This window comes from Methylobacterium sp. Leaf88, from assembly GCF_001422795.1.
In the GTDB taxonomy this organism is placed as follows: domain Bacteria; phylum Pseudomonadota; class Alphaproteobacteria; order Rhizobiales; family Beijerinckiaceae; genus Methylobacterium.
Map to the genome: position 1 here is coordinate 159,464 of NZ_LMMK01000020.1, position 12,390 is coordinate 171,853.

A 12,390-nucleotide genomic window follows, 5' to 3' on the forward strand; every position below is an offset into this window, starting at 1 on the left:
CCAGCACGATCCTGAAACCCGGCTCGCGGATAGGTCTCCCCGGCGGCAGAATTCAGATCAGGGCGCCGGACTGCGCCGGTGCAGCGGCGCGGGTGGGCTCCGTGCCAGCATTCGGGGCCTCCGCAGCTTTGGCCGGGGAGAGCACGACATTGGCCCGTCGCTCCAAGGTGGCGACGGTGCGGAAGGCAAGGGCGATCCCGGCGAGACCGAACAGGACGGAGCCGAGGCCGACCCCGGCGATGACGCCTTTGGGACCGTAGAAATGCGCGCCGATGAGGGCTGGCGGTACGGTGCCCAGGGTGGCGCGTCCCCAGTTCAGGGCGGTGGAATAGAATGGGAACCCAAGATTGTTGAAGGAGGCGTTGGCCAGGAACAGCAGCCCGGTGAAGAACCAGACGCCACCACTAACGAGACAGAAGAACCCGAACAGGTCAGCCGCAACGCCCTCCAGCGCAAAGAGGCGTGTCAGAGGGTCGGCTCCCAGGATCAGGGCTGTCCAGACCACCAGAACGTAGACGGCGGTGACCAGCGTGCCATCGCGCAGAACGCCGCGCATGCGATCGAACCGGGCCGCACCCCAGTTCTGACCCAGGATCGGTCCAATCGAGCCAGACATGGCGAAGAGGCCGCCGAACGCCACCGGAGTCAGGCGGTCGACCACCACGTTGCCAGCCACCGCGACTGCGCCGAATTGCGCGAGCGCGTGGGCGATGAAGGCGCTCGCCACCGAGGGCGCGAGATTCGTCAATACCGCCGGCAGGGCGATCCGCATCACGACGGGCGCGTCCGCGATGACGTCGGCGAGCTTCGGTCGCGCGAGCATCCGGTGCTGACGCACACCCCACAGGCCGATGATCGCAAAGGTGGCACGGGCAAAGCAGGTCGTGATGGCCGCCCCGTCGACGCCGAGGCCAGCACCGAAGATCAGCAGTGGGTCGAGTCCGGCAGTGACGATGGCGCCGCCAAGGGTCACGTACATGGCCTGACGCGCAGCCCCGACCGCTCGCAGCAGGCCGGAGAACATCATGCCAGGCCCCATCAGCAGGTTGGAGGGCAGCGTGATCCAGAGAAAGCGTGTCGCCACCGGAAGAGTCTCGGCGTCGGCACCGATCCAACCCAGGAAGGTAGGCAGGCATGGCAGCATCGCCACGACGAGGACGCCGGAGACGACGATTCCCTGGAGGGTCCCGGAGGTGGCGAGGCGCCGCGCGCCCTCCTCATCACCGGCCCCAATGGCTCGCGAAACGAGAGCACCCGCCGCGATCATCAGGCCGATATTGATGGCGATGGCGAAGAACTGGACGATGGTGGCAAAGCCCACCGCCGCCGTCAGCGTCGGCTCTCCGAGCTTGGAGACGTAGAGCAAGGATAGGAAGTCGACGACGAAGATCGCCATCAGTCCGATTGAACCAGTGGCGCTCATGGTCACCACGTGGCGCAGAATGGATCCCTCGACGAACCGCGCCGATCCGGATGTCACCTCAGGCATCCGTCCGGGATTCCTGCTGCCGACTCTGGAAGGCTTCATCGGTCTCGAGGGTGCGGGTCGCCGCCTCTCGCCTCTGGGATCCAATGATGTCGCGCGTCTCCGCATTGAGTGCACGGGAAGGCCGCTTCGGCTCCGTCAGCGGCTCCGGCTTGATCTCATTGAGGCCGCGGGCCCAGCTCATGGTGTCCGGCAGCGCGCCCGCCTGCTGAAGTACGAGGCGAGCGACGTCGCGCTTGCGCACGTCCTCGGCGGTGGCGGCGGCCGCCTCCGTGCTGAGACCGAGACCTTCCAGGGTCGCCCGACCGAAGGCGAGGGCGGAGTCGACCGTTTCGCGGAGCTGGAAGTCGACGTCCCGGTTCATCAGCTCGACCGCATGCATGCGATCGAAGGCCCGCACATAGGTGCGCACGCTCGCGAATTCCTCGTGGACGATATCGACGATCTTCAGGGCGGCCTCGCTGTCGTCGACGCAGATGCAGACGAGTTCGGCCCGGCCGATGCCGGCGGCGCGCAGCACATCGAGGCGGGTCCCGTCTCCGTAATAGATGCGGAATCCGAAACGGGCGGCACTGCGGATCTGCTCCACGTCCTTGTCGATCACCGTGACGCTGATGCCCTCGGCGAGCAGCACCTGTGTGAGAATCTGTCCGAAGCGGCCGAAGCCGATGACGAGGACGCGGGCCTCGGTGCTCTCGATGGCCTCCGGCAGCGCCTCGGGCCCTTCGGGACGTCGGGCAAGCAGGGCGTCCAGAGCCTTCGCCGCCACTGGACCGACCAGCATGGTCAGTGCCGCGAGCGCCACCGCAAAGCGTGTGCTCGCAGAATCCACGAGGCCGAGTTCGCCGCCCGCCGGCAACAGCACGAAGGCGAATTCTCCCGCCGGCGCCAGGATGGCTCCACCGCGCACCGCATCGAGCCAGGGCGAGCCGAACAGGCGGAACAGGCCCGCCACCACAGCGACCTTGAGCAGGATCGCACCGGCTGTTGCCCCCAGCAGGGTCGGCCATTCGGCCTTGAGCAAGCCGCCATCGATCGACATGCCCACGCTCATGAAGAACAGGCCGAGCAGCATGCCCCGGAACGGCTCGATGTCGGCCTCAAGCTGATGGCGGAAGTTGGACTCGGCCAGAAGCACGCCTGCCAGAAACGCGCCCATCGCCATCGACAGGCCGACATGCTCCATAAGCATTGCGGTGCCGAGCACCACGAGAAGGGCCGCGGCCGTCATGACCTCGCGGGCGCCACTGGCCGCCAAGAGGCCGAAGAACGGATTGAGGCCGTAGCGCCCGACCAGCACCACGGCAAGGATCGCCGCGCCCACCGTACCGGTGGATTGCAGGGCTGAAAGGAGCCATCCGTCGCCGCCGCCCGTGCCGGATGAGGCGACCAGCGGCATCAGCGCCAGGATGGCGACCACGGAGATGTCCTGAAACAGCAGCACCGCGAAGGCCCGCCCGCCATAGGGCGTCCCCATATCGCCGCGCTCTTCCAGCAATTGGAGCGCGACGGCTGTGGCCGAGAGGGCGAGCGCGATGCCGATCACGAGGCTCGCCGAGGGCTTGGCCCCCATCAGGATTCCGACGCCTGCCAGAGCTGCTGAGCAGACGACGAGCTGGGCGGTGCCGAGGCCGAAGATGTCCCGTCGCATCGAGACGAGGCGCGAGATCTGGAGTTCGAGCCCGACGATGAAGAGCAGCAGCACAACGCCGAGTTCGGCGACGCTCGCCGCCGTCTCGGGCTCCGCGATCAGCGAGAAACCGAAGGGCCCGATGACCACACCGGCGACGAGGTAGCCGAGCACGGCGCTCTGGCCGATGAGGCGGAAGATCGGCACGCCGATCACCGCCGCCGACAGGAACGTCAGCACGGGAGGCAGGAAGCTGACGTGGGTCGTGGCGCTTGCCATGAAAATCCGAGGTTGGATGCGAATCCAAGACGGCGATGGCCGACCCCGCTCGGAACGATCCAAGCGTGCCAGGCGGGTCCGTCTTAACCAGCGGGAGCCCAGCCGTCACGTTAGGGGAAGGAGGAAGCTCCTCGCAAACAACCCGATGAGCATCCCACAGTGCGAATCGGCACCTTCCTGGATCCGGCGTCAGTCGCATCGCGGCGGCCATTGTCCGCGCGGAACGCGCCGGCCCGCCCGGCGCTCGTTTCGACGGCCGATCAGGAAACTCGACGCATCGCCTTCAAGCAGCAGGATCTCGGAATCCAGTACGTCCTGGCGGCTGAGCCCGATGTCCCGGAGTTCGCGATCCGACATCACCGATAGCTGTCGGACGACCCGCCGATTGATCGCAGAGCGGGAAATTCCGGAAGCCGCAGCGGCGAATATGGCGCCCAACCGCGCCGTAGCCACCGCCATGGCGGTCCGGGTCCTACCAGCGGTGACAGGCCCAGCGATGGTCGTACGGAAGCCGTCCATGATGCGCGTCCTTTCTTCGAAGCGCGTGGAGATGCCGCGACTCTGCGTGGAAGAGGATGGGCACGACAGGGACAGTCCAGTACGGTTGGGGTGAATTGTCCGGCATAGGGATCAGGACAGATTAAGGAGTTCCCCTCGTCGAAGCGCACTTTGGTCGAGACGGTAGCGGGGGCGATCACGGATCGGATCGACAGCCGCCAGCTCATGCCCGGCGCACGCCTCCCCTCGGTCCGCGCCTTCGCTGAAGCCTTGGGAGTCTCGAAGTCCACTGTCGTCGAGGCCTACGACCGGCTCGGGGCCGAGGGCGCGATCATGGCGCGGCGCGGCTCGGGGTTTTACGTGGCGGGCAAGACCCGCCCGCTCTGCCTCAAGGCGGTGGAACCGCAACTCGACCGAGCGGTGGATCCGCTCTGGATCACCCGGCAATCCATGCAGGCCGGCCCGGACCTCGTGATGCCGGGCTCCGGCTGGCTGCCGTCGTCCTGGATGCCCGATGAGGCGATTCGGCGCGGCCTTCGTCAGCTCGCACGCGGTCCAGCAACCAACCTGGTCTCACACGATCAGCCCCTCGGCTTTCCACCCTTACGCGCCCAGATCGCCCGGCGGCTGGCGGAGAAGGGGGTCGAGGCCGGCGCCGATCAGGTGGTGCTGGTCGACTCGGCGACGCAGGCTCTCGACCTGCTCTGCCGATTCCTGCTCGAACCCGGCGATACCGTGCTGGTCGACGATCCTTGCTACTTCAATTATCATGGCCTCCTGCGGGCGCAGCGTGCCCGGGTCGTCGGCGTTTCGATGACCCCGAGCGGTCCTGATCTCGCTGCCCTCGCCGCGCACCTCGCTGAGCATCGGCCGCGCTTCTACGTCATCAATTCTGCGCTTCAGAACCCGACCGGCTCCACCCTGGCGCCAGCGATCACCCATCGCATCCTGAAGCTCGCCGAGGCGCACGATACGCTCATCATTGAGGATGATATCTTCGGGGATTTCGAGGGAAAGCCGTCTCCACGCCTCGCCGGTTTCGACGGGTTGGAGCGCGTCATTCAGATCGGCAGCTTCTCGAAGACGCTGTCGGCTGCCATCCGTTGCGGTTTCATCGCGCTGCGCGAGGACTGGGTGGAGCCTCTAATCGACCTCAAGCTGGCCATGAGCCTGGGGAACAGCCACCTGTCGGCGAGCCTGATGCACGGGCTCCTGACGGACGGCACGTACCGCCGGCACCTCGCCGAGGTCCGCGAGAAATTGGGACGGGCGATGGCGCCGGCTCTTCGGCGCCTCGAAGGATGCGGACTGACGGCGTGGCTGGAGCCGTCCGGGGGGTTCTTTCTGCGGATGCGTCTGCCGGATGGAATCGATTCGGCAGACGTTGCCCGGCGTGCCCTGGCACGCGGACTCGTGCTCGCACCGGGAGGCGCTTTCGGCCCCTCGTCGCTCGGCAACAGTTTCCTGCGCTTCAACGTCGCCAAGTGCACCGACCCACGTCTGATCCCCATGATCGAGGCCGCCCTGAACGAGTGCGTGGCGGCGCGATCCGAGCCGGTGGGTTGACGGAAGGCTGGCGGAAAATTTTCCGGGTCCTGTGCGCCACGCGTACCCGCTTTCGCCGGACCGGAGGTGCCCGCAGGGGAGTTTTCCGTTATGACAGGTTGACAGGGGCGTCCCCGCCTCGCCACATCCCGGCTATCATGAGCGACGCGAATCTGACGACCTCCTCCGCCTCCGGTGACACGGGCAAGCCACCTCTGGAGATCCTGCTCTGTGCGCCGCGCGGTTTCTGCGCCGGTGTCGTGCGGGCGATCGACGTGGTGGAACGGGCACTCGCCATCTACGGACCTCCGGTCTACGTCCGTCATGAAATCGTCCACAACAAGTACGTGGTCGAGAGCCTGAAGCGGAAGGGCGCGGTGTTCGTCCGCGAGCTCGACGAGGTTCCCGACGGCTCCGCTCCGGTAATCTTCTCGGCTCACGGCGTCGCCAAGACGGTGCCACACAACGCTGATTCCCGCGGCCTTACCACCATCGATGCCACTTGCCCGCTGGTGACCAAGGTCCATCGCGAGGCGGAGATTCACCACAAGCGCGGCCGCCACGTGCTACTCGTCGGCCATTCCGGTCACCCCGAGGTGGTCGGCACCATGGGCCAGTTGCCGAAAGGCTCGATCACGCTGGTTGAGGATCTCGATCAGATCGCCGCCCTGGAGCCGGAAAACCGCGATAACCTCGCTTGGGTGACGCAGACGACCCTGTCGGTGGACGACACGCACCACATCGTCGAGGCGCTGAAGAAGAAGTTTCCGACGATCACCGGCCCGCACAAGGACGATATCTGCTACGCCACCACCAACCGCCAGGAGGCGGTGAAGCAGGTAGCGCCGCTCGTCGATGCGGTCATCGTGGTCGGTTCCTCAAACTCTTCGAACTCGCAGCGCCTGCGCGAGGTCGCCGAACGCGTCGGCTGTCCGATAACCCGCTTAGTGCTGCGGGCCGAGGAAATCGATTGGCCGGCCTTTGAGGGCATCCGAAAGCTCGGACTCACGGCTGGTGCCTCGGCACCGGAGGTGCTGGTGGAGGAGATCATCGACGCCTTCGCAGCGCGCTACACCGTCACGGTGGATACGGTTTCCACGGTGGTCGAGGACATGTCCTTCCCGTTGCCGCGCGAACTGCGCAGCGAAGCTGCCGAATAGGCAGACAGCGCTCCTGATAGACCTGGCTTCAGCAGGGGCGCCGTTCGGCGCCCCTGTCCATTTCGTCCCCGAAATTATCAAGCGAACGTGCCGTGGCAGTCTACACCGAGGTCTCCGACGCGGCGCTGACCGCCTTTCTCGCGGCCTACGACATCGGTACGCTGCTCTCCTACAAGGGCATCGCCGAGGGTGTGGAGAATACGAATTTTTATCTCCACACCACTGGCGGCTCGTTCATCCTGACTCTCTACGAGAAGCGCGTCCGAGCGGACGACTTACCGTTCTTCCTCAACCTGATGGAGCACCTCGCCGCTCGCGGCCTTGCTTGCCCACAGCCGATCCGCGATCGCACCGGAGTCGCACTGGGTGAGCTCTGCGGCCGACCTGCAGTGATCGTGACCTTCCTCGACGGTGTTTCGGTGAAGCGACCCGGCATCGATCACTGCCATGCCCTCGGTCGCGCGCTCGCCGGGTTGCACGCGGCAGGTGCCGATTTCGGGATGCGGCGCGTCAACAATCTCTCGGTCGATGCATGGGAACCGCTCTTCCGGCTTTCGGAGCCTCAAGCGGACACCGTTTCACACGGCCTGACCGAACGGGTTCTCGGCGACCTCGCCGTGCTCCAGGCGTCCTGGCCCTTGGGTCTTCCGTCCGGCGTGATTCACGCCGACCTTTTTACCGACAACGTGTTTTTCATCGGCGACGAACTGTCGGGGCTGATCGACTTCTATTTCGCCTGTACCGACGCCTTCGCTTACGATCTGGCCATCTGCCTCAACGCCTGGTGCTTCGAGGCGGACGGCAGCTTCCACCGCGACATGGGGGCGGCTCTGATCGCGGGCTACGAGGCGGTGCGCCCCTTGGTTTCGGCCGAGGTCACGGCCTTGCCGATCCTGTGCCGGGGCGCGGCCCTACGCTTCATGCTGACCCGACTCGTCGACTGGCTCAATGTGCCGACCGGCGCCCTGGTCCAGCCGAAGGATCCCCTGGAATACGACCGCCGGCTGACCTTCCATCGCACTGCGACGGATGCGCGGGATTACGGTTGGGCCGGCCCGGGACCGTCAGCCTAAGGGCCTCCCCGGACGTCTCATGTTGCCGGCGGATCCATGGCATCCGCCGGCGCATGGGTCAGATCACCTTGAGAAGGGCCTCGGCACCCGACAACTCGGTCTTGGCCGGGGAGTCCTCGACGTTCAAAACACGTACGACACCGTCCTCGACGAGCATGGCGTAGCGCTTCGAACGGGTACCGAGGCCGAACCCGGCACCGTCCATATCGAGCCCTATCGCCTTCGCGAACTCGGCATTGCCGTCAGCGAGAAACTCGAGGTCCTCGGCCCCACTCGCCTTCTGCCAGGCATCGAGCACGAACACGTCGTTGACCGAAGTGATCGCGATGGTGTCGATGCCCCGAGCTTTGATCTCGGCCTGCTTCTCCACGAAGCCGGGCAGGTGGTTGCGGTGACAGCTCGGCGTGAAGGCACCGGGGACCCCGACGAGGACGACGCGGCGGCCCTTGAAGAGGTCGTCGGTGGTCTTGGCTTCCGGGCCGTCCGCCCCACTCACGCGGAACGTGACCTGGGGGAGGTGGTCGCCAACCTGAATGGTCATCCGTCGTCTCCTGAAGATCGCCGGGGCATCCGAACCTTCGGATCCCTGATCACTGTCGCAGCGTCGTACCCGGTCGACACACTGGGCCCGCCCGTGAAAAATCGTCTAGCTCGCAGGGGTTAGCCTGTCGAGTTTCCACTGCCGCCGATGTGGCGGATATCCATCGGCGGAACGTGCCGTGCCCTGGACAAAGGCGCCTGCCCGCGTAGCATGCGCCAATGCAGCGTTCACAGGCCCGCACGGGCGATCCCGCCTATCTTGATGGTCAGTTTCTCGTCGCCATGCCGGGTCTGACTGATTCACGCTTCGCCCGGTCGGTCATTTATCTCTGCGCCCATTCGGCGGACGGAGCCATGGGGATCATTCTCAACAAGGCCGTCACTGACCTCAGTATGCCCGATCTGCTGATCCAGCTCGATATCGCGAGCGAGACCGATGCGATCCTGCTCCGCGAGCGCGTCGGGCACATGCCCGTGCTGATGGGCGGCCCGGTCGATGCCAAGCGCGGCTTCGTTCTCCACACTGACGATTTCCATATCGATCAGTCCACGCTGATCATCGATGATGGAATCTGCCTCACGGCGACAGTGGACATCCTACGGGCGATCGTGGCCGGAGACGGTCCGGCCAGTGCCGTCTTGGCCCTTGGCTATGCGGGATGGCAGGCGGGGCAACTCGAGAACGAGATCCTGGCCAATGGCTGGCTGGTCTGCCCGGCCGACCCAAACATGATCTTCCACACGGCTCTCGAAGCCAAGTACGAGCGCACGTTGCGCAACAACGGCATCGATCTCGCGATGCTGTCGGTGAGCGCCGGCCATAGCTGAGGCTTCGCGCTACTGATCGGCGAACGGAGCGCCACCCGTATCCGGATTCATGCCCTCCACCGGCGGCTTGCGGCGCGGGCGTGGCGGGGATGCCGAGGCGCTTGGTGACGCGGTGTTGGTGTTGACCCCAAGGCGGGTGGCGAGTGCCAAGGCCCGCGCTTCGGTGAAACGCAGGTTGCAGAAGCCATGCGCCCCTTCGCGAGCATAAGTTCGGCACATCTGCTCACGATCCGATGAGAAGGCCGCCTGTTCGGTGACCACGGGGCGAAGCTCGGGGCCGCGCAGGCGCTGGCTGATCAGCTTGTAATTCTCACGCACCGCCCGGTCGGCACCACCGCGTGCGGCCTCGAACTCGCTCGCTCGTGGAACGAGCGTCGCGGCAGCCGGTCCCCACAGGCCCGTTGGGGTCGTAGCGCAATCGGCCGATGCGAAGGTGCAGACAGGACCGGACATCGATTGCACCAGGATGGCGCCATCGAGCACATCGAACCGAAGGGGACACTCGCCGCCGGTGACCTCGAAGCGGCCGACGCCTTCCGGGCGGCCCTCCGACGAGACCGCCAACGGCGCCCCCCCGTTCAACGGCACCTTGCAGGCTTCGACCGGCTGCGAAATCTTATTGCCGGGCAGGACGATGCGGGCTGTGGTGCCCGCTCCGGCCCGTTCCAGCTTCAGGCTACCCGTGAGCCCGTTCAGCATCAACTCCTGGCCCATCAGGTTGTCCTCGGAGGGCGCTTTGAGGACGATGGGCTGACGGGGAACCGGGGGCGCTTTCGGCGCCTCGGTGGCGGATGGCGGAATTCCCTCGCCGGGGGCACCCGGCATCGGAGCCTGCGGAGCCGAGGGCACCCCCCGTGGAGGTACTGGCGGCTTGGCCGCCCGCCCAATCCCGAACAACTCCTCGAAGAACGACTGCGCACAGGCCGGGTGAGGAACCGATGCCAGCACCGGGAGAAGAAGAAGCACGCGGGTCAGACGCATCGAAACTTTCAGGCCTATATCCGTGGAAACGGCGTGATGCGCAGGCAAGCACGTTCAAGCCCCACTTACCATGCAACGATTGTCTTGCCACGGCAGCGATGCCGCTCCTTGCCGACGAGACATCGGGGACCCCGCTGGTGCCGTCGTTGCTAGAACCGCCGCTGGCGGTCCGTGAAGCTGTCGGAATTCCAATTCGACGAGGGGGGTAACGCGGTTCCGCGCAATCGGATGCACCTCCTCGCCGGGCTCTGCCTTGCGGCCTCGCGACACCCTTCTTATATCGGCCGAGACGCGGGATTAAGACCCGGCTCTGCACCGTTCCGGGGCGCGAACCGGTGTCCAAGCCCGTTCTCACACAGTCAGTTTTGCAAAGCCATGGGCCGAGCTGCTTCGGGGCTCGGCGGTCTGCTTGACCAAACGACAACAGAGGGATCCCACCATGGGTAAGGTAATCGGTATCGATCTCGGCACCACGAATTCCTGCGTGGCCGTCATGGAAGGCACGCAGCCCAAGGTCGTCGAGAATTCGGAAGGTGCGCGCACCACGCCGTCGATCGTCGCATTCACCGACGAGGGCGAGCGGCTCGTGGGCCAGCCCGCCAAGCGTCAGGCGGTCACGAACCCAGAGCGCACCTTCTTCGCCATCAAGCGTCTCGTGGGTCGGACCTACGACGATCCGATGACGCAGAAGGACAAGGGCCTTGTCCCCTACAAGATCGTTCGCGGCGACAATGGCGATGCCTGGGTCGAGGCGGACGGCAAGAAGTACTCGCCCTCGCAGATTTCCGCCTTCACCCTGCAGAAGATGAAGGAGACGGCCGAGGCGCATCTCGGTCAACCGGTGACGCAGGCCGTCATCACGGTACCCGCTTACTTCAACGATGCCCAGCGTCAGGCCACCAAGGATGCTGGCAAGATCGCCGGTCTCGAGGTCTTGCGAATCATCAACGAGCCGACCGCGGCGGCCCTCGCCTACGGCCTCGACAAGAAGAAGGCCGGCACCATCGCAGTTTACGACCTCGGCGGTGGTACTTTCGACGTGTCGATCCTTGAGATTGGTGATGGCGTATTCGAGGTGAAGTCCACCAACGGCGATACCTTCCTGGGTGGCGAGGACTTCGACAACCGTGTGGTCGAGTATCTGACGAGCGAGTTCAAGCGCGAGCAGGGCATCGACCTCACGAAGGACAAGCTCGCCCTCCAGCGCCTGAAGGAAGCCGCTGAGAAGGCCAAGATCGAGCTGTCGTCAGCGACACAGACCGAGATCAACCTGCCCTACATCACGGCCGATGCTACGGGTCCAAAGCACCTCGCGCTCAAGCTCAGCCGAGCGAAATTCGAATCCCTCGTGGACGATCTCGTCCAGCGCACCATCGAACCCTGCCGCAAGGCGCTCAAGGATGCCGGCGTTTCGGCCTCCGAAATCGACGAGGTGGTGCTGGTCGGCGGCATGATCCGCATGCCGAAGATCCAGGAAGTCGTGAAGTCCTTCTTCGGCAAGGAGCCCCACAAGGGCGTCAACCCGGATGAGGTCGTGGCCATCGGCGCGGCGGTTCAGGCCGGTGTGCTCCAAGGCGACGTCAAGGACGTGCTGCTCCTCGACGTGACCCCGCTGTCGCTGGGCATCGAGACCCTGGGCGGCGTGTTCACTCGCCTGATCGACCGCAACACCACGATCCCGACGAAGAAGTCCCAGACCTTCTCGACGGCCGAGGACAATCAGAACGCGGTGACCATCCGGGTCTTCCAGGGCGAGCGCGAGATGGCGGCCGACAACAAGCTGCTCGGCCAGTTCGATCTGATGGGCATTCCTCCGGCTCCGCGCGGCATGCCGCAAATCGAGGTGACCTTCGACATCGACGCGAATGGCATCGTAAACGTCACGGCCAAGGACAAGGCGACGAACAAGGAACACCAGATCCGCATCCAGGCGTCGGGTGGCCTGTCGGACGCCGATATCGAGCGGATGGTCAAGGACGCCGAGGCGAATGCCGAGGCGGACAAGAAGCGCCGCGAACTCGTCGAGGTGAAGAACCAGGGCGAGAGCCTGATCCATGCCACCGAGAAGTCGGTGAAGGAATACGGCGACAAGGTCACTGCGGACGACAAGGGCGCCATCGAGACGGCCATCACCGCGCTCCGCACCGCCCTCGAGGGGGACGATGTGGAGGTCATCAAGGCCCGCACCACCGACGTGATGCAGGCTTCGATGAAGCTTGGCGAGGCGATGTACGCCGCCAATCAAGCCGGTGAGGCGGGGGCCGAAGCCGGCACCGGTGAGGCGAAGAAGGACGACGTCATCGACGCCGACTTCCAGGAAGTCGATGACAAGGACCAGAAGAAGCGGGCATAACGCCTACATCTGAAGAC

General features: G+C 65.3%; 10 protein-coding genes. 5 read left to right on the forward strand and 5 right to left on the reverse strand.

Annotated features, from left to right (window positions below):
• Positions 1–52: 52 nt before the first annotated feature.
• From ASF20_RS12375 to ASF20_RS23335, 3 genes are all read right to left on the reverse strand, one after another.
• On the reverse strand, positions 53–1,489 hold the full coding sequence (locus ASF20_RS12375; RefSeq protein ID WP_156648056.1) for an MATE family efflux transporter: 1,437 nt from the start codon (positions 1,487–1,489) through the stop codon (positions 53–55).
• Positions 1,482–3,395 (reverse strand): monovalent cation:proton antiporter-2 (CPA2) family protein, encoded by a 1,914-nt coding sequence (locus tag ASF20_RS12380; protein WP_056274601.1) that lies wholly within the window; start codon positions 3,393–3,395, stop codon positions 1,482–1,484. The genes ASF20_RS12375 and ASF20_RS12380 overlap by 8 nt, the downstream gene beginning before the upstream one ends.
• A gap of 189 nt (positions 3,396–3,584) precedes the next feature.
• Positions 3,585–3,914 carry a DUF1127 domain-containing protein gene (locus ASF20_RS23335; protein ID WP_244476413.1) on the reverse strand — a complete coding sequence of 110 codons (330 nt, stop codon included), beginning with the start codon at positions 3,912–3,914 and terminating at the stop codon, positions 3,585–3,587.
• A gap of 150 nt (positions 3,915–4,064) precedes the next feature.
• Between ASF20_RS23335 and ASF20_RS12385 the strand changes: the two genes are divergently transcribed.
• From ASF20_RS12385 to ASF20_RS12395, 3 genes are all read left to right on the forward strand, one after another.
• Entirely contained in the window at positions 4,065–5,459 is a 1,395-nt protein-coding gene (locus ASF20_RS12385) for a PLP-dependent aminotransferase family protein (RefSeq protein WP_280136494.1), read from the forward strand.
• Between the two features lie 137 nt (positions 5,460–5,596).
• Entirely contained in the window at positions 5,597–6,598 is a 1,002-nt protein-coding gene (ispH, locus tag ASF20_RS12390; protein WP_056213754.1) for a 4-hydroxy-3-methylbut-2-enyl diphosphate reductase, read from the forward strand.
• Between the two features lie 92 nt (positions 6,599–6,690).
• Positions 6,691–7,671: a homoserine kinase gene (locus ASF20_RS12395; protein WP_056213751.1), complete on the forward strand. Its 981-nt coding sequence runs from the start codon at positions 6,691–6,693 to the stop codon at positions 7,669–7,671.
• A gap of 58 nt (positions 7,672–7,729) precedes the next feature.
• On the opposite strand, the gene ASF20_RS12400 is transcribed toward ASF20_RS12395, so the two are convergent.
• Positions 7,730–8,212, reverse strand: coding sequence for a peroxiredoxin (locus ASF20_RS12400; protein ID WP_056213750.1), 483 nt, complete (start codon positions 8,210–8,212; stop codon positions 7,730–7,732).
• 218 nt (positions 8,213–8,430) lie between these two features.
• On the opposite strand from ASF20_RS12400, the gene ASF20_RS12405 reads away from it, so the two are divergent.
• Positions 8,431–9,039 carry a YqgE/AlgH family protein gene (locus ASF20_RS12405; RefSeq protein WP_056274604.1) on the forward strand — a complete coding sequence of 203 codons (609 nt, stop codon included), beginning with the start codon at positions 8,431–8,433 and terminating at the stop codon, positions 9,037–9,039.
• Positions 9,040–9,048: 9 nt separating this feature from the next.
• Here ASF20_RS12405 and ASF20_RS12410 read toward each other — a convergent pair whose 3' ends face one another.
• Positions 9,049–10,020 (reverse strand): hypothetical protein, encoded by a 972-nt coding sequence (locus ASF20_RS12410; protein ID WP_056274608.1) that lies wholly within the window; start codon positions 10,018–10,020, stop codon positions 9,049–9,051.
• A 439-nt stretch (positions 10,021–10,459) separates the two neighbouring features.
• Here ASF20_RS12410 and dnaK point away from each other — a divergent pair, with 439 nt between their 5' ends.
• Positions 10,460–12,373 carry a molecular chaperone DnaK gene (dnaK, locus tag ASF20_RS12415; protein WP_056213744.1) on the forward strand — a complete coding sequence of 638 codons (1,914 nt, stop codon included), beginning with the start codon at positions 10,460–10,462 and terminating at the stop codon, positions 12,371–12,373.
• The last annotated feature ends 17 nt before the right edge of the window (positions 12,374–12,390 follow it).

Bases quoted from the DNA above. Each gene is read 5' to 3' on its own strand.
- ASF20_RS12410 (WP_056274608.1), bottom strand. From the start codon at position 10,020: ATGCGTCTGACCCGCGTGCTTCTTCTTCTCCCGGTGCTGGCATCGGTT.
- ASF20_RS12405 (WP_056274604.1), top strand. From the start codon at position 8,431: ATGCAGCGTTCACAGGCCCGCACGGGCGATCCCGCCTATCTTGATGGT.
- ASF20_RS12400 (WP_056213750.1), bottom strand. From the start codon at position 8,212: ATGACCATTCAGGTTGGCGACCACCTCCCCCAGGTCACGTTCCGCGTG.
- ASF20_RS23335 (WP_244476413.1), bottom strand. From the start codon at position 3,914: ATGGACGGCTTCCGTACGACCATCGCTGGGCCTGTCACCGCTGGTAGG.
- ASF20_RS12375 (WP_156648056.1), bottom strand. From the start codon at position 1,489: ATGCCTGAGGTGACATCCGGATCGGCGCGGTTCGTCGAGGGATCCATT.
- dnaK (WP_056213744.1), top strand. From the start codon at position 10,460: ATGGGTAAGGTAATCGGTATCGATCTCGGCACCACGAATTCCTGCGTG.
- ispH (WP_056213754.1), top strand. From the start codon at position 5,597: ATGAGCGACGCGAATCTGACGACCTCCTCCGCCTCCGGTGACACGGGC.
- ASF20_RS12380 (WP_056274601.1), bottom strand. From the start codon at position 3,395: ATGGCAAGCGCCACGACCCACGTCAGCTTCCTGCCTCCCGTGCTGACG.